The sequence below is a fragment of the Acetohalobium arabaticum DSM 5501 genome (assembly GCF_000144695.1).
GTDB lineage: Bacteria > Bacillota > Halanaerobiia > Halobacteroidales > Acetohalobiaceae > Acetohalobium > Acetohalobium arabaticum.
In genome coordinates, this window is sequence record NC_014378.1 from 328,990 (window position 1) to 353,264 (window position 24,275).

Genomic DNA, 24,275 nt, shown 5'->3' on the forward strand with positions numbered 1-24,275 from the left:
GGGAGTTAGGGATTATGACCAATAGGGAATTGGAGAATTTAGAAGATGTGAATAATGTTACAATTTCTAAGGATAGGATCTTACATTCTGCCAATCATGATGAGATTAAGCAGGGTCTGACTACTGATGTTTATTTTATTAAGACTCGAGAGATACTTAATGAGCTTGATCTATCCCAGACTGAAGTGGTAGTGGATATCTTTGCCAGCAGGGAAGGGGTTGCAGCTGGAATAGATGAAGCAGTTAATCTATTACAGGATAAGGATGTTGAAGTCTGGGGTTTAGAAGAAGGCAGTAGAATGGATAAAAAAGAAGTGATTCTGCGGATAAAGGGAGTCTATAATGAGTTTGGTATTTTTGAAACATCACTGTTAGGTTCGCTGGCCAGTGCTAGCGGATGGGCTACAGCAGCGGCTGAATGTAAGGAAGCAGCAGATGATATACCTGTACTCTGCTTTGGAGCTCGTCATCTTCATCCAGCAGTGGCACCAGTAATGGAGCGGTCTGCTATCATTGGTGGTGCTGATGGAGCTAGCTGTATTTTAGGGGCTAAGCTGGCCGGGCAGAAACCGTCGGGAACAGTACCGCATGCTTTGATTTTGACAGTAGGCGATACTCTGAAGGTTGCCCAGGCCTATGATGAAGTCATGCCTGATGATGCAGCTCGGATTATAATTGTTGATACCTTTAAAGATGAAGCTGAAGAGAGTCTGCGTTTAGCCGATAGCTTGAAAGAAAGTCTGGATGGTATTAGACTGGATACTCCTTCAGAACGGGGCGGAGTAACTCCCGATTTAGTCAAAGAAGTTAGAGCAAGGCTGGACCAGGCTGGACATGACTATGTAAATATATTTGTTTCTGGTGGAATTACTCCAGAACGAATCTTAAATTTAAAGGATTTAGGTGTAGATGGCTTTGGAGTTGGAAGCTATATTGCTGGTGCTGAGGCAATCAATATGACAATGGATATTAAAGAGGTAGATGGGAAGGCTATAGCTAAACGGGGTAGAATTCCAGGTGTAGCAGAGAATAAACGGTTAAAGAGGCTACTCTAATCAGGAGGGACGAAGGTGGCTGGATATGTAATTGGAGTTGATTTAGGCGGTACTAAGATATTGACAGTTCTAGCCAATCTGCAGGGAGAGATTATAGCAAAGAAGAGATCGGCTACTAAAAGCGAACAGGGTGCAGAGAAGGTAATCGACCGTATATTAACTACTATTGACCAGGTTCTTGCTGATTCTGATCTAACTATAGACGAAATAGAGGCTATAGGAGTTGGAGCTCCAGGGCCGTTGAGTGTAAAAGAAGGAATTATTCATCACGCACCCAATCTAGGCTGGAAGGATCTTAATTTAAAGCAGTTGCTGGAATCGGAATTGAATATTCCGGTCTTTATTGAGAATGATGCCAATACAGCAGCTTTAGGGAGTAAGTGGTTTGGAGCTGGTAAGGATAAGCAGAATATGATCTATCTTACAGTTAGTACCGGAATTGGCAGCGGAATTATTATTGATAATAAATTATACCACGGTATTAGTGATAGTGCCGGAGAAGTAGGCCATATGGTGCTTGATCCTGAGTCGGATGTCAGATGCCGCTGTGGGGACTACGGCTGCTGGGAAGCCCTTGCCTCCGGTACTGCTTTGGGAAGATTAGGCCAAAAAGCAGTAAGCTCCAGCAGTTATTCACTAATGGAAGAATTAGTTGACAGTACTGACCAGATCGATGGAGCAGTAGTTACTGAAGCAGCAGCTCAGGGTGATAAGACAGCTAAAAAGATTTTAAACCAAGTAACTAATTATTTAGGAATCGGTATTGCTAATTTACTTAATATCTTAAATCCAGAGTTGATAGTGGTCGGTGGCGGTGTTTCTCAAGCAGGTGATATAGTTTTAGAACCGGTTAGAGAGATAGCATTAAAACGGGCTATGGAGACCCCGGCTAAAGAAGTTGAAATAGTTCGAACCCAGCTAGGAGATAATATAGGAGCCATAGGAGCAGTTGCTAAAGCATTAACTCAGCTTGGAATTTTAAATTAATAATAATCAGTTTGATTTAAGAGCAGTTAAGACTACCTTAATAGGTAGTCTTTTTATGTAATAATAGTTATTTATGATTCATAGGGATTAACTAGATTTAGTTAATTAAATTTAGGAGGTTTCATGGTGGAAAGAAAAGTTAAATTATTAATTGGTTTAATGCTTATATTATTGATTAGCGCTTCGGCAGTAACTGCTCAGGAAGCACTCTTTGATATGGAAGATCCTGAAGGTGATGACTACGGTCCCGGCACCTATGTTTATCCGACAAGTGAACAGTTTGCTCCTTTTGAAGGATTATTTGATTTAAGGAGGGTTAGAGTTGAGGAGAGAGAGTCGGATTACAGCTTCAGATTTAAATTTGGTACTGTCACTAATCCCTGGCATGCTCCCTATGGATTCAGCCATCAATTAATTCAAGTTTATATTGATAATCAAGATAGTGGAGCAACTACTGTCTTTAAGAAGGGAGCTAATGTAAAGTTCAGTAAAGAATCATCCTGGAATAAATTGATTAAAATTACCGGCTGGAATATTAAAGTTTTTGATTATCAGGATGATCTCAGTCAAGAGACTGAGCCGGTAGTTGATGCAGAAGCTAAAGTGTTAGAAGATAAGCAGACTATTCAAGCTCGGATTCCTAAAGAATTAATTGGTAGTCTAGATTCAGCTCGCTATTATGTCTTGATAGGTTCACTGGATGGATTCAGTTATGATAATTATAGACCAGTAATTGAAGAAGTGGATGATTGGAAGTTCGGCGGAGGCACTGATACTCAGTATAATCCTAATGTACTGGATATTTTAGTTCCAGAAGATAAATCACAGAAAGAGATTTTAAGCGGATATGATGTAGAAGAAGAGGAGTTAGCTACACTTTATCCAGTGGGTAATGAATCGATAATGTCTTCTAAGTTCTTGTTAACTGTAATTATGTTAGTAGTTATTATAGTGGCTGTTATAATAGTTAGATATCGCAAAAGAATATTTAATAAATAAATTAATTGTAAATAATTACTTTTAATAATTCTGTATGACAAGCGGATTACAGACGCATAATAGAAATAGATGATGTAAAAAATCAAATCTTCTAAGGAGGGTAACTAGCTATGGCTGAATTTGATAATGTAAATATTGATCCTACCCCTATTACTGCTGGAGAGAATGTAACAATTGAGTATGATGGGTTATTAAGTGAAGCAGGAGCCGAAGAAGTCTATCTCCATGCTGGTGTAGGTAAAGAAGAATGGAATGATGTTAAAACTATTAGAATGAACCGTGCTCCAGACGGGAGCTGGAAGACAACTGTCAGATTGAATACTACCCAGGACTTTAAGTTCTGCTTCAAAGATGCTGCAGAAAACTGGGATAATAATAATGGTCATAACTGGAGCTATCAAGTTCATAACGGTGAACAGCATTCATTCAGTTAAACTTATAATCAAGTACTTGATTTTAGCCTGCAAGTATGCTGGATATCCAGTATACTTGCAGGTTTTTATATTTAATCAAAATAAAAAAAGAGGATTGGAATTTACCAATCCTCATTCTGGGGAGAGCTGATATATCCAGGGGAACTTACATATTCTTCTGGGCCTACAGGAGAGCTGACATTAATTCCAACGCCGGGAAATTCTTCGGCTCCTAGCGGGGAACTACCTGTCTTTAGCGTACCGTCTGAATTAGAGCTAGGATAACTGCATCTGAATAATTCATCGATGGTCATCCATTCTGGATCATACTTATCAGAAGGTTTATCTCTAGGAGTAGTAAAGTAATTAGAGCGGGCTAAGAGATTAAACTCACCGTTTTCTTTCTGTAGCCCTAACTCTACAGTATATTTTCTGTTGGCACCTGGTACTTTCAGATACCAGTTTTCAGCTCTCAGATCTATATCTACTGTAAAAGAGTCTTGAGGAGAAGCATGGGGATAGTTTAAACCGGTGATATCCAGTACTTTCAATACTGGCTGTCCATTCATTTCGAATAACTCAGTAACTTCCCAGTAAAGATAGACCCAGTAGGGATCTCGCACTAAAGCTGTAATTCGATTCTGGTTAAAACTGGTTTCTAGATCATAATCAGCTAATTCAGGATAGTCATGGGTTGTAAAAAATTCTATATTTGGTTTAATAGCTTCAATTGCTGGGCGCATCTGTATTCTTTCTTGTTGTTCTTGATTTAAATTAGTACTCAATTCTTCGGACACCTCCCAATTAGAGTTCTGTTCTTTCTGCTGGAATAAGTTTAGAAGTCTTTGGTCCAGTCCATCTTCGGTTTGGAACCGGAAAAGATAAAGGATTAATCCCAGAGTTAGAAGAAGGAAAAAATAGAATATAAGGTACATAATCTTCACCTCTTAATCTCCAGTTTTTACTGAATTAATTCTTGGCGTAATTCACTGGAGATATTATCTGAGCGATAGATACGGTAGTCGATCTCTGGAAAAATATTATCATAATGTTGTAATTTTCTTAGCACATGAACATCAATATCATCATCCTTAATTTCATGATATAAGCTCTTAAACCTAGTAAGATGTGTTTTAACGCGTCGAACAGCATACTCCACCATAGTTCCTGTCTTCATAATGAAGGGCCAATCACTACTTTGGGCTAAGAGTAGTTCACGGGTTAACTGGTTTAAGGCTTCATACTTTAATCCGCTGGCATGGGGATATTCATTAGCAATTTCCACCATCTTTTCTGTTGCCCAGTGTAGGTGACGGTAGATCCAGTCATTGTCTTCCTGTAACCAGACTTCTCCATAACCTTTATATCCCCAGCTGGAGTAAGATGGAGTAGCAACCTGGTTTGTTTTATATTCATTTAAGTAGTCACCAGGACTGGTTAGAGTTATACTGTCGTAATCACAGGCTACCTTGCGGATTACAAAATCCAACCATTGAACACCTTCGTACCACCAGTGGCCGTATAATTCTGCATCATAAGGAGAAATAATAATCGGTTTTCTATCCATCTTATCGGCTAGATAATCAATCTGTTGGACTCGGTTTTGAATAAAGTCTTCAGCATGCATATCTGCTTTATTGGCTGCCCATTCTGGATTATAGGGTTCTTTATGATCGCCTTCTCCGGTGATGCGGTGATACTTGATTCCTGTATCCTTCCTTTCACCGCTAGCATGGATATAGGGTTCTATGTAGTCATAATCCAGATCATACCCTATATCACGATAGAATTCCCGGTAGTCATAGTCGCCGGGATATCCTTCATTAGCACTCCAGACCTGCTTGGAAGATTCCATATCGCGTCCAAAGGCTGCTACTCCGGATTCAGTATAAATTGGAGCATAGACGCCATACTTTGGTCTGGTATCAGCATGTAGAATGCCGTGTGAATCAGTAAAGAAGTATCTTACATCCTGCTGGGCTAAAAATTCATCATGTCCAGGCTGGTATCCACATTCTGGCAGCCAAAAGCCAGGCGGTTTTTGATCGAAGTGTTTATAATATTCATTAATTCCAGTATCAATCTGGCTCTTAACTGCTTCCGGGTATAGATCAAAGAAAGGTAAGAAGGCATGAGTAGCGCTAGAAGTGATAACTTCTAGGTAACCTTGGTCTTGAAACTTCTTAAAAGCAGAGACTAGATTACGGTCATACTTTTCTGCAAAGACATATCTTGCTTCTTTAAATAAGTAAGCATATCGTTTGGCCATCTTATGATGTTCTGGTGCTTCTCTGCTAGTTCTTTCTACCTCTTTTTCTGCTAATTCAATTAACTCATCAAGATGATTTAAGTATCTTTCCTGTAATAATGGATCAGTCAACATTGCTAGTAAAGGTGGTGAAAGGGATAGAGTTAATTTAAATTCAATACCGTCTTCGATTAGATTATCGAAGGTATTAATTAAAGGAATATAAGTTTCGGTGATTGCTTCATAGAGCCACTCTTCCTCCATAACATCTTCATTTTCAGGGTGGCGGACATGGGGAAGATGGGCATGAAGTACGAAAGATAGATATCCTTGTTCCACTATTTTTACCTCCTGATTCTTATTTTTAGTCTGAATTTTTATTTGATTTCTACTCTATATTAATATGACTGAATCAGGCTTAACTTATTCATCCAGGGAGTGAATAAAAAAGATTTGCTTGGAAATATTAATTTTTGAACCGGAAAAAAGTCAGAAAAGCAATAAATAAAAAGGTTAGGAGGAAGATAAATGCGAGTATTAATGGTGTCCTGGGAATATCCCCCAGTTAGTATTGGTGGTTTGGCCAGCCACGTTGAAGAATTATCCCAAGCATTGGTTGAAGAAGATGTTGAAGTACATTTAATTACACAGGGTGGAGAAGTAAGCGATAGATATGCTGAAGAGAATGGAGTTTATATTTATCGCGTCGATAAACCTGATATTTCTACTCCAGATTTTCTTACCTGGGCTATGTTAGTAAATTATAACTTTTTAGAAGTAGCAAATCGCCTGGTGAATGAGTTAGATTTTGATTTAATACATATCCATGACTGGTTAGTAGGATTTACTGGTAAGACGTTAAAACATAGCTATCATCTTCCGTTAGTAGTTACCATTCATGCTACAGAATCAGGCAGAAACCACGGTATTTATAATTCACATCAGCAGTATATCAATGATGTAGAGTGGTTGCTTGGTTATGAATCCTGGCGAGTGATCTGTTGTAGTGAATATATGCGGGAAGAGATTCATGGTCTTTTTCAGACTCCAAAGGATAAGATAGATATTATCAATAATGGAGTAAATCTGGATACTTTTGATGTTGAGGTAGAGTCTGGATTTAAAGATAAGTATACTGATGGTAACTTAGTCTTTTATATTGGACGTCTGGTTCAGGAGAAGGGAGTACAGCATCTGTTAGAAGCAGTTCCCCAGGTTTTATCAACAGCGCCTAATACGGAATTTGTAATTGCTGGCAAAGGACCTAAGCTTGATGAGCTTAAAGACCAGGCCCATAGAATGGGAATTGCTGACCATGTTACCTTTCCGGGATATATTTCAGAAGAAGAAAAGGAAAAGTTATATCAAGTAGCCGATACAGCTGTCTTTCCTAGTCTATATGAACCATTTGGTATTGTTGCTCTAGAAGCTATGGCCAGCAAGACTCCGGTGGTTGTCTCTGGAGTAGGAGGATTTGATGAGATTGTCGATGATGGCCAGGATGGATTGAAGGCTCTGCCGGGAAATCCCGATTCATTAGCTGAAAAGATTATTAAGTTATTAACTGATCATAATTATGCTGAATCTTTACGTAATAATGGTTACCGTAAGGCGGTAGAAGAGTACAGTTGGCAGGGTATTGCTCGTCAGACTAAAGAGGTTTACAATCAGGTGCTGACTAAATATTTAGATTCTGACTGGAGACATGTTGAACCGATAACTACAATATAAATAATATTGAGGAGGAATCAAATAATGAAAGCAGTAATTATGGCCGGAGGAAAAGGGACTAGGTTGAGACCTTTAACCTGTGACTCTCCTAAACCGATGGTACCGATTATGAATAAGCCGGTGATGGAGCATATTATTGATTTATTAAAGCGGCATGGAATTAAAGATATTGCAGTAACTACCTTTTATCTGCCGCAGGTGATTGAGGACTATTTTGGTGATGGTTCAGATTTTGGAGTCAATCTCCACTACTTTGTAGAAGAGAGTCCGCTAGGAACTGCTGGTAGCGTCAAGAATGCTGAAGAATTTCTCGATGAAACTTTTATTGTTATTAGTGGTGATGCTTTAACAGATGCAGACTTGACTAAGGCTGTTGATTATCATCAGAATAAAGAATCAGTAGCTACTTTAGTGTTGACCCAGGAAGATATCCCGCTAGAATACGGAGTAGTTATGACTAATCAAGAAGGAGCCATTACTCAGTTTTTGGAAAAGCCTAGCTGGGGTGAAGTCTTTAGTGATACTGTTAATACAGGAATCTATATTTTAGATCCCCATGTATTTAATTACTATGATAAAGGTGTTAAGTTTGATTTTAGCAAAGATCTCTTCCCTAAATTATTACAGGCCGGTGAATCGATGTACGGCCATGTAATGAAGAATTACTGGTGTGATGTCGGGAATCTGCAGCAGTATCGTAAGACACATTATGATATAATCAATGGTAAAGTAGAGGTCAATCTCCCTGGAGAGGAGATTAAAGATCAGGTCTGGGTTGGTGAGGGAACAGAGATAGCTGATACTGCCGAATTATCCGGGCCGCTTTATATCGGTAAGGACTGTACGATTAAAGCTGGAGTTCAGCTGGAAGAATCAATTATTGCTGACAACAATATTATTAATGATTCTACCTCAATAAAGAAGAGTATTATCTGGAATAATACCTTTATTGACCAGAATTCGGAGCTTAGAGGAACAGTAATCTGTGATGATGTAAATATTAAGGACCAGGTTTCTATCTTTGAAGGAGCAGCTATTGGAGACGGAACTTGGGTAGGTAAGAATGCTAAAATAAAGCCTAATGTTAAGGTCTGGCCTTACAAAGATATCTCTGACTTTACTATTTTAAATAAGAGTTTAGTCTGGGAGACGGAATGGAATCGGACATTATTCGGGAACCAAGGGGTAGTAGGTATCAGCAATATTGAAGTAACGCCTGATTTTGTTGCTAAATTAGGAACCGCCTATGGTGCTATGTTAGAGAATGAAACTGTAATTACTATTAGCTGTGATACCTACAGTATATCCAAGTTACTTAAGCATTCCTTAGCTTCTGGACTTATGTCTGCTGGGATTAGCGTACGGGATATAGGCGAGATGCCTAGCCCTGTAGCTCGATACAGTGTTCGAAGGTTAAAAGCAGAAGGTGGACTCCATATTCGCGCTTGTCAGCAGGAGCCGCAGAATACTGTAATTGAATTTCTGAATGAAGATGGAATCAATATCTCTCGTAGTGAAGAAAAAGGAATTGAGAAGATCTTCTTTAGAGAAGACTTTCAGCGGGCAGATATTGAAGCAGTAGGAGAGATTGATTATATTCCGCAGATGATCGATTCATATATCGGGGGACTCATTGAGGGGATAGATATTGATTCCATTAAAGAGGCCGATTACAGAGTCGTAGCTGACTATGAGCAGGATAATCTTGATGATCTCTGGACAGCTTTAACTGATAGATTAAATTTTAAGTTACTCAAAACAGATTATGAATCCGGAACATCTAGACCATTAAGTTTTCAAGAGCGGTTGCAGAAACAGGATGCAATATTAAATAAATTTGATAATGAAGATGAGGTTGATTTTGGAATTATTTTAGACCACAATGGAGAAGAGATTACTCTAATTACTGAAGAGGGAGAGTTAGTTGGTAGAGAGTTAAATGAGGTAATTAGGGCAATCATTAATCTTAGACAGGGAGCTAAGAAGATATTTGTACCGGTAACAGCACCGCGGATTATTGAAGAGATAGCTTTAGATTATGGTGCAGATGTAACCTGGACTAAGGCTCAGGATAAAGAGTTACTATCAAATATGCTGGAGTATAGAAAGAGTAATGGCGAAGATTTTGAAGGTCTACCGGTTGTAGGAGATGCTCTTTCTTTCTTAGTTAAATTGATGGAGTTTTTAGCTCGCGAAGAGACTACATTATCTGAGCTATTATCATCTATTCCAGAGTTTCACCGAGTAGAGGAGACGATTGAATGTCCCTGGGAAGCTAAAGGACAGGTGATGCGTAATCTAATTGAAGAGGTGCCTGAAGAACAGGTTGAGTTAATAGATGGAATTAAAGTCTATCATGAAGATCAGGAAAGTTGGACTTTGGTACTGCCTGATTCTGAAGAGCCTACATTCCATGTTTATTCTGAAGCTGATACTATTCAGAAAGCAAATAACTTTAATGAAGAGTATGCAGAGATGATCAGTGATTTACAATAGTTCCTAGCTTTAAGAAGGAGTTTTGACCTAGACCCAGAAATAGTGTAGCAGTTTAGACTACTTTTATATCTGGGGAGTTAGTAATGATTAAATTATTCAGTTTAGCGTTATTAATTAATTCAATTAATTTTTTAGAGCGGAGACTAAAATGCAGTAGTTATCGTTATTTGCTGCATCCGATCTTAGTAGCCCCTCTAGGAGGAGCCCTATTAGGTAATTTATCTACTGGAATCTATATTGGGCTGCTTCTAGAAGTAATCTGGGGTTCAAATTTATTTGACTATGATTTTGGACTTCAGTATGTTAATTTAGCAGCTATTCTAACTACTGTACTAACTTTGGTAACAGGAAATATCAGTTTGATTCTTAATTTAACTATTGCTGTAATTATTACTTACTTGCTGCAGGAAGCAATAATTATGTTAGATTCAAAGACCAATCAATGGATAATTGAAATTGGTTTATTTTTCTTTATTTTTACTCTCTTAAACTTTACTCCGGTTTTGAAGGGCCTATTAGGAGAGATTCCGGCTCAGTTTCTGGACCAGCTGGCTGTAGCTAGCGGTTTGCTGCCTGGGTTAGGATTGGCAGTTATTCTGGCTCAGATTATAGTTTCTGAGGATTTGGGGAGTAATCTAAAGCTATCTTATCTATTGGTTCTGGTAATTTTACTCCTGCTTTCTCAGTGGTTTAATTGGCTGCTGCCGGTATTATTTATAGTAATCTGGGGTGGAGGCTATCTTTTAGTGAAGAAATTCAAAGTTTCCTCTTATTTTTTAAGATTAGCAATTGGCGGTTTAGTGATAGCAGCTGCTCCTTTAGTTGTGGAAATAACAGGACCAATGGTAGATTCTCAATTAAAGTTAGTACTCTGGTCAGAAGCCTTTCTATCTGTATCAACTTTAGGTCTTCTATTATTTAGAATTACCCAATTTGAATTATACTTTATCTGTTTGATTTTAGGAGTTATAGCAAGTAGAGCTGGATTATTATTATAGGTGGTGATTAAGATTGGAGATTATTGCTGATTTACATACCCACACTATTGCCTGTGGACATGCTTATAGTACCTTAGAAGAAATGGTAAGGGGAGCTAAAGAGAAGGGGCTCGAACTTCTAGCAACTACTGATCACGGTCCCTGTATGCCAGGGGGTTGTCATCTGTATTACTTTTATAATTTAGCTATACTGCCGGAGGTGATTGATGGTATTAGGGTTTTAAAGGGGGTTGAAGCAAATATTACTGATGCCCGCGGTACTCTTGATCTTCCGGTAGCTGTTTTGAAAGAAATGGATATTGTTTTGGCTGGAATGCATTTTTTAACCGGCTATAATGGAGGAACGAAAGCTGAGAATACTGAAGCTATGATTAATGCTATGAAGAATTCCTTAGTTGATGTTATTGTCCATCCTGGCAATCCGGAGTTTGAGGTGAATGTTGAACAGGTAGTAGAAACAGCTTTGGAAAATGATGTTCTCTTAGAGATTAATAATAGTTCTTTTAGAAAGAGTAGGACAGGCAGCTGGGATAACTGTCTAGATATAGCCCATACTGCCAAAGAGGCTGGACTAGAGGTGATTGTAAGTAGTGATGCTCATTTTTCTCGGGATGTCGGTAGAGTGCAGAAGGCTCTACAGTTAATCGAAAAGGCTGGGTTAGAAGAGAAGGATATATTGAATACCTCTTTAGAACGGGTAACTGAGTTTGTTAAAGCTAAAAAAGAATTTAAGGATAGAATGTAGCTGTTATATCTATATTGATAACGGTCAGGACTTATTGGCGCTTGAGTCTTGTGAATTAGAAGCAATTGAATGACATATTAGTCCTGCAGTACAGTTTTTAACTGTGTTGCAGGACTTTTTAGTTCTGCGGTATAAATATCCTTCTTTTAGGATAGATTAAATATTGATATATTGTTGCAGTTTAGAGTTGATATCTTGCAAACGCTCCAGAAATCAGTCCTAGTCACTTAGCAGTAAATAAATCTTAGTATTATGATTTAAAGATTCCGCTTTATATGTTAACTATTCTCTCTTGTGGGACTGCTTTAAAGTCGTTTTTTGCAAGATATCAACTAAATTGTGCAAAATTATCTGAGAGAAAGCGTTAAAACCCAAACCAATGAAATTTCTGTTCTGTAATACCATAAATAGTCAATATATGCTTTCAATGACTCTCATTGGTGATAATCACAGCAATATATTTTATTATCAATAGTCAATATGTGTCCAGAGCGACTCTTAAAACTGGCCCGGAATCACGGACGATGGAGGGCCAGTTTTTGACAGTGAGTGAGACAGGATGTCGAACGAACGGCAAGCGGCGGATACATATTGATTATTCCCGCAATATCATGAATGAGATTATACCGATTATGATAGAAAATTACAAATAAAGGGTATATACGGAAACATTGTAGAGTGACACAATATATCAATAAGTTGACAGATATGATATTAACTCACAAGCGGAGGTGCAGTCATGAAGCGCCGAATAACAGTTCTCATTATAGTATTAATCATTCTAGTTAGTGGTTGTACAGCTAAAGAAATACCGGGAGAAAAGGATAAACCCAGCCGGGAAGTACCACAGCCGGATGAATTTAATGATCCCTATGGTTCTGAGGCACAGAGAAAACGGCTTATTCATGAGCTTGATGATTTAATCAGGAGTGATTATTGATGTATCTTACAGCAGATTACCATACACATACAAATTATGGCCATGGAGCTGGGCGGATTAAGGATAATATCAGGCAGGCTATTCAGTTTGACTTAGATGAATTAGCGATTACTGAACATGGTCCTGCTAGCCACAGTTTGACTAGGTTGGGAGTTAAAGATTCTCTACAGCTGCTGGAGATTAAAGAAGAGATTGCTGAATATAATCGATATTTTGATGGACTTAATCTTTTAGCAGGGGTAGAAGCCAATGTAATCAACTTAGAAGGAAGACTGGATGTACCAGAAGTAATACTGAATGAACTTGATATTGTATTGGCCGGACTGCATCTCTGGATTAAACCTGACAGCTGGCAGGCTGGAAGAAGGATTATCTTTGATAATACTATTGGATATAGGCTAGGATTGATTCCAAGAGGGAAGGTAAGACAGAATAATACTCAGGCTTTGGTCAATGCTGTCAAAAGATATGATATAGATATCATTACTCATCCTGGTTATCAATTGGATATTAATACCTATAGGTTGGCTACTGTCTGTCGAAGGGAGGATACCTGTCTGGAGATCAATAATAGCCATCAGCAGTTATCAGCTGATTTCATTGATACAGCAGCTTCGACTGGGGTGGAGTTTGCTGTCAATAGTGATGCTCATACTGCTGGAGGGGTAGGAAGGGTAGATTCAGCATTGGAGTTGATTAATGAAGCTGAACTTGATTTAGATCAGGTAATAAATGTTACTTGAAATTATGGCATGGTATTTGCTACTGGTTAGAAAAGATGATATGATATAGATGAGGTGGTAACATGAAAAAAATTAAGTTTGTAATTATTACCGGCATGTCCGGAGCAGGAAAGACAGAAGCAATTAGAATCTTTGAAGATTTAGGTTTTTTCTGTGTTGATAATCTACCGCCGGTTTTGATTTCAAAGTTTGCTGAGTTATGTTTGCAATCTGATGGTAAGATAAATAAGGTTGCTCTGGTAATAGATATCAGGGGGGGAGATTTCTTTGATAATTTATTAGGGGAACTATCAAAGTTGGATAAAGAGAAATTTATAGATTATGAAATTCTCTTTTTAGAGGCTGGTAATGATACTTTAATTCAGCGCTATAAGGAAACAAGACGGCTCCATCCGCTAGCCAAAGAAGAAGGAAGGATTCTTGATGCTATTAAACTGGAGCGCAAAAAGTTAGGGGCTTTAAGGGGGCAGGCTGATAAGGTAATAGATACTTCAGAGTCGTCAATTAAAGAACTAAAAGAAGAATTGAAGTCAAATTTTGCCCGGGTTGAATTAACTGATAAGATTAATATTTCACTTATTTCTTTCGGGTTTAAGTATGGTATGCCGGCAGATTCAGATTTGATGTTTGATGTTCGTTTCTTGCCTAATCCGCATTATGTAGATTCTTTGCGTCCTTTAACAGGAAATGATAAGCAGGTTCAAGAATATATTTTAAAGCGGCCGATTACAAGAGAGTTTAGGGAAAAGTTTTTTGATTTAATAAATTTTTTGATTCCGCAGTATATTAAAGAAGGAAAGAACCATTTATCCATTGGAATCGGTTGTACTGGTGGTAAACATAGGTCGGTGACCTTTGTTAATGAATTGTCAGACTTTTTAGAGAATAAGCAGTATCATGTAATTACAGAACATCGCGACATTGATAAGGATAGGTAGTGATTAAAGTGAAGCTTTTTAAGTGGTTATATCCAGGATTAAAAATAAAACGGTGGTTGATTTTATCGATTATTGGTATTTTGATGATCAGTATTGGATTGACTGTTATGTTGGGGTTTGAATTTTTAGGATTATTAGAAGGGAAGCTATTGACTTTTATTTATAGTTTGACTGGTCGTTTTTCTGAATGGATAAATATTATAAGTGGTTTAGTAATTATGGGGCTTGGAATTGTTTTTGTTACTTATGGAATTACTAAAATGATTAATTCCATTATTGAAGCTTTACTACCGGAAAATGAAGAGGAATTAGTGGAATTAATCTACCAACAGCGTCATCTCAAGCGGGGGCCTGAAATTGTTGTTATCGGCGGCGGTACCGGACTACCTACTATGCTTAGAGGAATCAAGGAGTTTACCAGTAATATTACAGCAGTAGTGACTGTAGCTGATGATGGAGGAAGTTCAGGGGTTTTGAGAGATGAATTGAATATCTTACCTCCGGGAGATATTCGTAACTGTTTAGTTGCTTTAGCTAATACTGAGGAGTTGATGGAAAGACTATTCCAGTATAGATTTGATACTGGAGAAGAATTGGGCGGCCATAGTTTTGGTAATCTATTTATAGCTACTCTATCAAAGGTGCTTGGGGATTTTGAAAAGGCGGTTAAGAAGTCAAGTAAGGTATTAGCTATTAAGGGACAAGTTTTACCTTCGACTTTAGAAGATGTTGTCTTATCTGCTGAAACTGAAGAGGGAAGTATTATTGAAGGTGAATCTAATATTTCCAAGACTGATGGAAATATTAAAGAAGTATTTCTGAAACCAAAGGACTGCAGTTCACTACCGGAGGTTATTGAAGCTATTGAAGAAGCTGATGCTGTAGTTTTAGGACCGGGTAGTCTATATACCAGTGTGATTCCTAATTTATTAGTTTCTGATCTTACCGAGGCTATCAAAGAAAGTGAGGCTTTGAAGATATACAACTGTAATATTATGACGCAGCCAGGTGAAACTACTGGTTATACTGTGTCTGACCATGTTCAAGCTTTATATGATCATGCTGGTTCAGAGATAGTGGATTACGTATTGGTGAATAATGAACAGATTCCAGCTGAATTATTGGCCAAATATGAAGAAGAAGGAGCCAGTCCAGTAGAGATTGACTCTAGAGAGTTAGAAAAGCTGAATATTAATCTTGTAGAGGCCCCTTTATTGAATAAAGAAGATCTTGTTCGGCATAATTCGTATAAACTGGCTGAGGTTATCATTAAGTTGATTATTAAGTTTAAGGAAGAAGCAGACCAGAGTTCATTGATTGATCTTTATTTGCGAGATAAGTACAGAAAGAGATAGGTGATGGTAATGTCTTTTAGTGATCAAGTGAAGAATGAAGCAGCAAGAATAAAAGTGGAGAATAAATGCTGTGGTTGGGCTCAGCTAGCGGCTTTAATTAAGGTTAATGGTTCTTTGGAGATTGTTAGAAAGAGGTTAGCCTTAAAAATGGTTTCTCAGCATGCTGCAGTGGCTAGACAGACATACCAATTATTGAAAGAACGATTTAATCTATTGACTAAGATTATGGTAAGAAGGAATATGTATCTCAATAAAGATAATTATTATATTATCAAATTACCGCCGCAGAAAGGGATTAAAGAACTATTAATGAATTGTGGTTTAATAGAAAATGATTATAGATTGAATTATAGAATTAAGGATAGCTTAGTGACAAATAAGTGTTGTAAGCAGGCTTATCTTAGAGGCAGCTTTTTAGGTGGGGGTTCTGTAAATAATCCTGAATCCAGTTATCACTTAGAGATTAGAGTTCATAAACAGGATTATGCTCAACAGCTTGCTGAGTTAGCTATTAATAGTTTTGGTTTAGATTTTGGGATTAGACGTAAGAATAGTGATTCTCTTCTTTATCTGAAGAATGCTGAAGAAATTGTTAAGGTTTTAAATATTATTGGTGCTCATAATTCATTACTAGATTTTGAAAATACCAGAGTAGTAAAGGAAGTTAGAAATCAGGTTAATCGAATTGTTAATTGTGAAACGGCAAATTTGAATAAAACTATTGAAGCGGCTCGGGAACAGATTGGAAATATTAAATTGATTGAAATGATTAAAGGATTGGATTCATTGTCGCCTAGTTTACAGGAGATAGCAGAGTTGAGACTGGAGAATCCATATGCCAGCTTTAAGGAATTAGGAGAATTATTGGAACCTACTTTAAGTAAGTCAGGGGTTAATCATAGGCTGCGTCGAATTAATAAGTTGGCAGATAGACTTAGAGATGAACGAAATCTATCAAGTTAAAAGAGGGTGATAAGTAATATGAAATTAACTCCTGAAATATCTTTAGAGCAGAAGCAAGAGCTGATCATGACTCCTAAGCTGCAGCAGGCTATTGAATTATTACAGCTATCCAAACTGGAATTGAACCAGCGTTTAGAACAGGAGATGTTGGAGAATCCTGTTTTAGAAAGGGCAGAGGAAGAAGGTGAAGAGGTAGAAGAAGATCTGACAGATGAATTTGAAGATGTAGATTGGGAGGATTATTTTGTAGACTCCAGTTCGAATTATAAAGTTAATAATTATGATCAAGATGAAGATGAGTATAACTACGAAAATTTTGTTTCAGCTTCGCTTACGCTTGAAGAACATTTACTCCATCAACTACATTTATTACAGCTAAGCTCTCAACAGATAAAGATTGGAGAATATATTATCGGTTCCCTTGATAATAATGGCTTTTTAGATACTTCTATAACTCAATTAAGTAAGGAATTAAAAGTAGAGGAGAGTGGGGTAGAAGAGGTTTTAGCTAAGATCCAACAGTTTGACCCAACCGGAGTGGCAGCTAAGGACTTACAGGATTCTCTTTTAATTCAGATTGATAATTTGGTATTAGAGGCTGAGAAGAAGGAATTAATGAATAAAATTGTAACTGATCACTTTGAATTAGTAAGTAAAAATCAGCTTCGGAAATTATCTAAAGAGTTGAGTATTGGTCTTGAAAAGATTCAGCAGCTAGTTGATTTAATAAAGATGCTGCATCCGAATCCGGCTAATCTATATACTAAAGAGGTAGATACTAAATATATTGAACCGGATTTAATAGTTGAAAAGATTAATGGTAGATATGTAGTAACTATGGAACAGGATTCTACTCCTCGGCTTAGAATTAATGCTTACTATCAAAAGTTATTAAAGAAGTTTAAATCGGATGCTAAGGCTAAAGAATATCTTCAGGAAAAGATTAACTCTGCTCTCTGGTTAATTAAAAGTATTGAGCAGCGAAGAATGACAATTTATCGCATTGCTGAAGTAATTGTTGATCTTCAGCAGGAGTTTTTAGAACGAGGTCTGAAGTATCTGCGTCCGATGACAATGCAGGATGTAGCTGAAGAGATTGATATGCATGAATCAACTGTCAGCCGGGCTACTACCAGCAAATATATACAGACTCCTCGCGGCTTATTTGAATTGAAATTCTTCTTTTCACCAGGACTTGAAACTAAGACTGGAGAGGTATTTTCAGCAATCAGTATTAAGAAAATGATCAAGGATATATTAGCTAAAGAGGATAAAAAGAAGCCTTTGAGTGATCAAAAGATAGCTGATAAGCTAGAGGAGAGGGGAGTTGAAGTATCACGCCGGACAGTTTCTAAGTATAGAAATGAATTAGAAATTCCCTCTTCTACTCAGCGGAGAAGATATAGTTAAAGAGATCAATTGATATATTGTTACAGTTTAGAGTTGATATCTTGCAAATGCTCCAAAAATCAGCCCTAATCAATTAGCAATAAATTAACTTTATAGCTACGATTTAAAGATTTTACTTTATATGATATTTACCTCTTCTTTTGGGGCTGCTTTAAAGTCGCTTTTTGCAAGATATCAACTAATTGTGCAAAATTATCGGAGGTGGCGTAAAACCATATTAATGAAATTTTCGTTAAATTGTTTTGGACTTTTGCAGGAGTTTTGATAGACTTCAAGAATAATTTTAATAAATATAATTCTATTTTTATTTTGTCGTCATCGGGACAGTTTTGATGCATCGGGAACATTTAAGTCCCTACATAGAGTTTAAATTATTAGATAAAGATTAGATTTAAATTAACAGATTTCTATATAGAAAGACTCCAATTAATATTATACTTATTAATTTCTGGATTACAAATATTATGTTAAAAATTGTTATGAGATTCTTTTATAATATTCAATTAATTATTAAAGATTAATAATAGGAGAAAAAACATGAAAGAATTGATTAGATTACAGCAAAAGATTGCTCCTGGATTAATAAAAGTAGTGGAAAGACGATATAATATATTGCGAACTATCTTTTATAGCCAACCGATAGGTAGAAGGCGGCTGGCAGAAAAGATAGGTGTCAGCGAACGAAAGGTTAGAAATGACCTTGATTTCTTAAAAGAACGCTATCTTGTCAATTCTACAAGTGCTGGAACTAAAATAACCGAGACTGGCAAGGAATTATTCTATCAATTAGATAATTATATTAGGGTTTTACGCGGATTGGATAATTTAGAATCAAAGCTAAAACATGAACTCGGATTGAAAGAAGTCTATATTGTGCCAGGCAGCGAAGATGAAGCTAAAGCACAGCAGGAACTAGGTAGAAGAGCAGCCAGATTACTTAAAGAAAAGCTAGAGAACAATGATGTTCTGGCTGTAAATGGCGGTACTACCTTAGCTGCTGTAGCGGATTTTATGCTTGCCAACAATGGGGCAACAGATATTACTGTAGTACCAGCACGCGGCGGTTTGGGAGAAGAAGTAGAAATTCAGGCTAATACAATAGCAGCTCAGATAGCCAATAAGCTGGGGGGGAGATATAGGCTTTTACATCTTCCGGATAATCTTGACCAGACAGTGGTTAATACTTTAATTCAAAAACCACAGATTAAAGAAGTATTAAATCTGGCTAAAGAAGCGGATATTCTAATCCATGGAATAGGGACTGCTGAAGTTATGGCCCGTCGCCGTCAGGTTGATTCCTTAGAACTTGAAAAGATTTTAGAGGCTGGAGCTGTAGGAGAAGCCTTTGGCTATTACTTCAATCAAACAGGTGAAATAGTCTATTCTACAACTAGCCTGGGGGTTCAACTGGAAGACTTAAAGAAGAAAGTTGGAAAGACTATTGCTGTAGCGGGAGGAAAAAAGAAGGCCGGAGCAATCATTTCAGTAGTTTCTGATGAATACCAGGATATGTTAATTACAGATAGAGAAGCAGCAGAAGAGATATTGGATCTTTTGAGGGGGTGATGGAAGCATACTGGCTCTGAAAAGATTTGGTCTGATTTATAATTAGGAAAATCAAATTTTAAAGGAGGAGTTATTATGACAAAAAAGATTGCAATTAATGGATTTGGAAGAATTGGGCGGAATATATTCAGAATTATTCAACAGAGAGAAGATGTGGACTTGGAGATAGTAGCCATTAATGATTTAACTGATGCTGATAATCTGGCTTATCTACTTAAGTATGATTCTGTTCACGGTAGATATGATGGAGAAGTAGAAGTCGGCGAGAATGGTATCAAAGTTGACGGTAAAGATTATGAGGTTACTTCTGAATCTGATCCGGCTAATTTAGACTGGTCTGGTAAGGATATCGATATTGTTATTGAAGCTACTGGTGTTTTTCGCCGGCGAGAACAGCTCGAAAAGCATCTAAAGGCGGGGGCTGATAAGGTTGTATTGACTGTTCCGGCTAAAGATAAGATTGACAGCACTATTGTCTTAGGAGTTAATGATGATGATTTAGATGAGTCTGACCAGATTGTTTCCAATGCTTCCTGTACTACTAACTGCTTAGCTCCTATGGCTAAGGTGTTAAATGATGAATTTGGAATTGAAAAAGGGTTAATTACTACTGTTCACGGTTATACAGCTAGTCAATCAATCTTGGATGCACCAGCTAAGAAGACCCGTCGAGGTAGAACAGCTGCTGAAAATATTATTCCTACAACTACTGGTGCTGCTATTGCTACTACTAAGGTGCTGCCGGAACTAGAAGGTAAAATTAATGGTATGGCTATGCGAGTACCGGTGCCGGATGGTTCTGTAGTTGATGGAGTATTTGATTTAGAAACAGATGTAACAGTTAAAGAAGTAAATGAAGCCTTTAAGAAAGCAGCTGAAGGAGAAATGGAAGGAATTTTAGGTTATACAGAAGATGAGCTAGTTTCTCGTGATATTATTGGTTCTCCTTATTCTTCTTTAATTGATGCCCAGTCAACTATGATGATTGCTAATAATCAGATCAAGGTTCTTTCTTGGTATGATAATGAATGGGGCTATTCTAATCGAGTAATAGAGTTAGCGGATAGATTATAAATTATTATAGTATGCCGCAGATGAGAATAAACAATTCTCTTCTGCGGTTATCTCTAATCTGGAGGTGCAGTTATAGATGGAAAAGAAAACACTTAAGGATGTAGATGTTGAAGATAAACAGGTATTGGTACGCGTGGACTTTAATGTACCGATGGAAAACGGAGAAGTAACTGATGATAATCGTATTAGAGCTGCTTTACCAACTATTGAATATTTAATGGAGGCTGAAGCAAAAGTAATTTTGATGGCCCATTTAGGACGGCCTGGTGGTGAGGTTAAAGAAGAATTGAGACTGGATCCAGTAGCCAAAGAATTGGCTAATCTATTGAATGAAGAAGTAGTTAAAGTGGATGAAACTGTAGGGCAAGAAGCTAAGAAAGCGGTATCTCAGTTGGAATCTGGGGAAGCATTATTGCTGGAGAATACCCGTTTCAATCCAGGTGAAAAGAAGAATGATTCTGAATTTGCTCAAAAACTGTCCGAATTAGCTGATGTTTATGTCAATGATGCTTTTGGAGCAACCCATAGAGCCCATGCTTCAACTGCGGGAGTAGCAGAGTATGTGGAAGAAGCAGTGCCTGGTTTTCTGATTCAGAATGAAATTAAGACTATGAAGGGAGCCATCGATAATCCTGAACGCCCCTTTGTAGCAATTATTGGTGGAGCAAAAGTTTCTGATAAGATTGAAGTTATTAAATCTTTATTGGATAAGGTGGATTCTCTCTTAATCGGTGGCGGCATGGCCAATACTTTTATTGCTGCCCAGGATTATGAAATAGGTGATTCTTTAGTCGAAGAGGATAAGATTGATTTAGCTAAAGAGTTACTTGAATTAGCAGAGGAGAAAGGAGTTAATCTAGTACTACCAGAGGATGTAGTAATTGCTGATGATTTTGCAGCTGATGCTGAACATAAAGCAGTTGGTATAGATGAAATTGAAGCCGGGTGGCAGGCTTTAGATATCGGCCCTGAAACAGTAGATGAATTTTCTCAGATAGTGAAGCAGGCTAAAACAATAGTCTGGAATGGACCGATGGGAGTTTTTGAAATGGATGCGTTTGCTAAAGGGACCAACCAATTGGCTGAGGTCTTAGCTAAGCTGGAGGCTACTACAATCATTGGCGGCGGCGATTCAGCTGCAGCAGTAAGAAAGGCTGGATTAGATAAAGAAATGACCCATATTTCTACTGGCGGAGGTGCTTCTTTACAGTTATGGCAGGGCAAGCCTCTACCGGCAGTAGAAGTCTTAGATAACAAATAATAAATTTAATAGGAGGGGAGTCTAATTATGCGGCAACCATTTATTGCTGGTAACTGGAAGATGCATAAGACTAATCAAGAAGCAGTGGAAATGGTGGAAGAATTAGTAGACTTAGTTGGAGATATAGGCGATGTAGATATTGCTATCTGTGCACCTGCTACTGCTTTGGCACCGCTTAGTGAAGTGACGGCTGGAACTAATATTGCGTTGGGTGCTGAAGATATGCACTGGGAAGAAGAAGGAGCCTATACCGGTGAAATCTCACCATTAATGCTTAAAGATGTCGGTTGTGAATATGTAATTTTAGGCCACTCAGAACGGAGAGATTACTTCGGCGAAACTGATGAAGATGTCAATAAGAAGGTGCAGACTGCTTTAAAACACAGCCTAAAGCCGATTATTTGTGTAGGTGAATCTCTAGCCCAGAGAGAAGCTGAAGGGACTAAGGATGTAGTTAAAAATCAGGTTTTAGCTGCTTTAGATGGAGTAAACATAGATGATCTAAAAGTAATTACGATTGCTTATGAACCGCTGTGGGCGATTGGGACTGGTAAATCAGCTAGTACAAAAGAAGCTAATGAGGTGATTAAATATATTAGAAATGTGCTGCGTAATGAATTTGGTAAAGTAGCTGATAGCATGCGGATTCAATACGGCGGCAGTGTAAAGCCGCATAATATTTCTGAATTTATGGCTACTTCAGATATTGATGGTGCTTTGGTAGGAAGTGCCAGTCTTGAGGCCCAATCTTTTGCAGATATAGTCAAGTTTGAGTAATCAAGGAGGTAATCTAGTTGGTAAAACCACCTAAGCCTCTAGCCCTAGTTATTCTTGACGGCTGGGGGTTGAGTGAAAAAGAAGAAGGAAATGCTATTAGACAAGCCTGTACCCCTAATTTTGATCAGTTATGGAATAATTATCCCCATACTACTTTAGCTGCTTCTGGTAAGGAAGTAGGACTGCCCAAAGGACAGATGGGAAATTCTGAAGTCGGACATTTAAATCTAGGAGCTGGCCGAATTGTTTATCAGGATTTAACTAGAATCAGTTTAGGTATCAAGGAAGGTTCTTTTTTTGAAAATGAAGTACTGTTAGAAGCAGTTGAGAACTGTAAAGAGAATAATTCTGCTCTTCATTTGATGGGACTTCTATCTGATGGAGGGGTCCACAGCCATATTGAACATTTATATGGACTCTTGAGATTAGCTAAGCGGAATGATATAAAAGAGGTATATATACATGCTATCTTAGATGGACGTGATGTTTCGCCGGCTAGCGGTAAGCAGTATCTTGAAGAATTAGAGGATAAATTAGCAGAATTAGAGGTAGGAAAGATAGCTACCGTAAGCGGCCGGTATTATACTATGGACCGTGATGAAAGATGGGACCGAACTGAAAAAGCATATAATGCTTTAGCTTTTGGTGAAGGTGTTACTGCTAGTAATGCTTTGGAAGCGGTAGAACAGTCTTATAAGGAAGATACTACTGATGAATTTGTAGAACCGACAGTGATTATCGATAAAGGAGAGCCGGTTGCTAAAATAAATGATAATGATTCGGTTATCTTCTATAACTTTAGACCGGACCGGGCCCGGCAGATTACCCGCGCCTTTACTGATATTGATTTTCACGGTTTCGATAGAAACCCTGAAGCACCAGAGGTGCACTTTGTCTGTATGACTGAGTATGATGAGACTATCGATGCCCCGATTGCTTATCCGCATCGAGAAGTGGTTGATACTTTCGGTGAAATTTTAGCTCGAAATGGTTTGAAACAGCTTAGGATTGCCGAAACAGAGAAGTATGCTCATGTAACCTTCTTCTTTAACGGCGGCAAAGAAAAGCCAAATTCTGGTGAAGACCGCAAACTGATACCTTCACCTAAGATAGATACCTATGATGAAAAGCCGGAAATGAGTATTTATAAAGTAACGGAGGAATTATTCAATCAGTTAGAAGAGACAGATTATGATGTTATCATTCTAAATTTAGCTAATCCTGATATGGTAGGCCATACTGGTGATTTAGATGCCTGTTGTGAGGCTATTGAAGCAGTGGATGACTGTTTGCGGCGGGTAGTGGATAAAATTCTAGAATTAGGCGGGGAAGCCTTAATCACAGCTGACCACGGGAATGCTGAAAAGATGATTGAACCTACAACTGGTGAGTTTCATACCGCCCATACAGTTGATCCTGTTCCATTTATTTATGTTACTGAAGAGAATCAGGATGTTGAATTAATTGAACATGGTAAATTAGCAGATGTAGCTCCAACTATGCTTGAATTGCTGGAGCTCGAAGAGCCAGAAGAAATGACAGGTAATCTATTATTTCAAAAAGGAGGAGTTTAAGT

The 24,275-nt window shown here is 37.8% G+C and carries 21 protein-coding genes; 19 read left to right on the forward strand and 2 right to left on the reverse strand.

What is annotated here, in order from left to right; all coding sequences use genetic code 11:
- Positions 1-14 precede the first annotated feature (14 nt).
- From acear_RS01665 to acear_RS01680, 4 genes are all read left to right on the forward strand, one after another.
- The gene (locus acear_RS01665; RefSeq protein WP_013277300.1) at positions 15-1,055 is read left to right on the forward strand and encodes a nicotinate phosphoribosyltransferase; all 1,041 of its coding nucleotides are present in this window, start codon (positions 15-17) and stop codon (positions 1,053-1,055) included.
- Between the two features lie 15 nt (positions 1,056-1,070).
- Positions 1,071-2,042, forward strand: coding sequence for an ROK family protein (locus acear_RS01670; protein WP_013277301.1), 972 nt, complete (start codon positions 1,071-1,073; stop codon positions 2,040-2,042).
- Positions 2,043-2,165: 123 nt separating this feature from the next.
- Positions 2,166-3,041 (forward strand): glucodextranase DOMON-like domain-containing protein, encoded by an 876-nt coding sequence (locus acear_RS01675; RefSeq protein WP_013277302.1) that lies wholly within the window; start codon positions 2,166-2,168, stop codon positions 3,039-3,041.
- A gap of 110 nt (positions 3,042-3,151) precedes the next feature.
- Positions 3,152-3,475, forward strand: a complete 324-nt coding sequence (locus tag acear_RS01680; RefSeq protein ID WP_013277303.1) for a carbohydrate-binding protein — start codon at positions 3,152-3,154, stop codon at positions 3,473-3,475.
- 101 nt (positions 3,476-3,576) lie between these two features.
- Here the strand turns inward: acear_RS01680 and acear_RS12015 are convergent, their stop codons facing one another.
- The gene (locus acear_RS12015; protein WP_013277304.1) at positions 3,577-4,239 is read right to left on the reverse strand and encodes a DUF4912 domain-containing protein; all 663 of its coding nucleotides are present in this window, start codon (positions 4,237-4,239) and stop codon (positions 3,577-3,579) included.
- A gap of 176 nt (positions 4,240-4,415) precedes the next feature.
- Positions 4,416-6,041: a glycoside hydrolase family 57 protein gene (locus acear_RS01690; protein WP_013277305.1), complete on the reverse strand. Its 1,626-nt coding sequence runs from the start codon at positions 6,039-6,041 to the stop codon at positions 4,416-4,418.
- A 189-nt stretch (positions 6,042-6,230) separates the two neighbouring features.
- Here acear_RS01690 and acear_RS01695 point away from each other — a divergent pair, with 189 nt between their 5' ends.
- From acear_RS01695 to gpmI, 15 genes are all read left to right on the forward strand, one after another.
- Entirely contained in the window at positions 6,231-7,433 is a 1,203-nt protein-coding gene (locus tag acear_RS01695) for a glycosyltransferase family 4 protein (RefSeq protein ID WP_013277306.1), read from the forward strand.
- A gap of 24 nt (positions 7,434-7,457) precedes the next feature.
- Positions 7,458-9,929: a sugar phosphate nucleotidyltransferase gene (locus tag acear_RS01700; protein WP_013277307.1), complete on the forward strand. Its 2,472-nt coding sequence runs from the start codon at positions 7,458-7,460 to the stop codon at positions 9,927-9,929.
- Positions 9,930-10,012: 83 nt separating this feature from the next.
- Positions 10,013-10,927 (forward strand): PTS sugar transporter subunit IIC, encoded by a 915-nt coding sequence (locus acear_RS01705; RefSeq protein WP_013277308.1) that lies wholly within the window; start codon positions 10,013-10,015, stop codon positions 10,925-10,927.
- 13 nt (positions 10,928-10,940) lie between these two features.
- A complete protein-coding gene (locus tag acear_RS01710) occupies positions 10,941-11,672 on the forward strand; it encodes a phosphatase (RefSeq protein ID WP_013277309.1) in 732 nt (243 codons plus the stop codon).
- Between the two features lie 739 nt (positions 11,673-12,411).
- Entirely contained in the window at positions 12,412-12,612 is a 201-nt protein-coding gene (locus acear_RS01715; RefSeq protein ID WP_013277310.1) for a hypothetical protein, read from the forward strand.
- Complete coding sequence (locus acear_RS01720) at positions 12,612-13,355, forward strand: PHP domain-containing protein (RefSeq protein WP_013277311.1); 744 nt, start codon at positions 12,612-12,614, stop codon at positions 13,353-13,355. Before acear_RS01715 ends, acear_RS01720 begins: the two co-directional genes overlap by 1 nt.
- 62 nt (positions 13,356-13,417) lie before the next feature.
- Entirely contained in the window at positions 13,418-14,293 is an 876-nt protein-coding gene (gene rapZ, locus acear_RS01725; protein WP_013277312.1) for an RNase adapter RapZ, read from the forward strand.
- Positions 14,293-15,648 (forward strand): gluconeogenesis factor YvcK family protein, encoded by a 1,356-nt coding sequence (locus tag acear_RS01730; RefSeq protein WP_013277313.1) that lies wholly within the window; start codon positions 14,293-14,295, stop codon positions 15,646-15,648. The genes rapZ and acear_RS01730 overlap by 1 nt, the downstream gene beginning before the upstream one ends.
- 9 nt (positions 15,649-15,657) lie before the next feature.
- Entirely contained in the window at positions 15,658-16,611 is a 954-nt protein-coding gene (gene whiA / locus acear_RS01735; RefSeq protein WP_041667433.1) for a DNA-binding protein WhiA, read from the forward strand.
- Positions 16,612-16,629: 18 nt separating this feature from the next.
- On the forward strand, positions 16,630-18,021 hold the full coding sequence (gene rpoN, locus acear_RS01740; protein WP_013277315.1) for an RNA polymerase factor sigma-54: 1,392 nt from the start codon (positions 16,630-16,632) through the stop codon (positions 18,019-18,021).
- Positions 18,022-18,558: 537 nt separating this feature from the next.
- Entirely contained in the window at positions 18,559-19,587 is a 1,029-nt protein-coding gene (locus acear_RS01750; RefSeq protein WP_013277316.1) for a sugar-binding transcriptional regulator, read from the forward strand.
- 75 nt (positions 19,588-19,662) lie between these two features.
- On the forward strand, positions 19,663-20,661 hold the full coding sequence (gap, locus tag acear_RS01755) for a type I glyceraldehyde-3-phosphate dehydrogenase (protein ID WP_013277317.1): 999 nt from the start codon (positions 19,663-19,665) through the stop codon (positions 20,659-20,661).
- A 76-nt stretch (positions 20,662-20,737) separates the two neighbouring features.
- Positions 20,738-21,922 carry a phosphoglycerate kinase gene (locus tag acear_RS01760; RefSeq protein WP_013277318.1) on the forward strand — a complete coding sequence of 395 codons (1,185 nt, stop codon included), beginning with the start codon at positions 20,738-20,740 and terminating at the stop codon, positions 21,920-21,922.
- Between the two features lie 27 nt (positions 21,923-21,949).
- Positions 21,950-22,699, forward strand: a complete 750-nt coding sequence (tpiA, locus tag acear_RS01765) for a triose-phosphate isomerase (RefSeq protein ID WP_013277319.1) — start codon at positions 21,950-21,952, stop codon at positions 22,697-22,699.
- A 17-nt stretch (positions 22,700-22,716) separates the two neighbouring features.
- Positions 22,717-24,273, forward strand: coding sequence for a 2,3-bisphosphoglycerate-independent phosphoglycerate mutase (gene gpmI / locus acear_RS01770; RefSeq protein ID WP_013277320.1), 1,557 nt, complete (start codon positions 22,717-22,719; stop codon positions 24,271-24,273).
- Positions 24,274-24,275 lie beyond the last annotated feature (2 nt).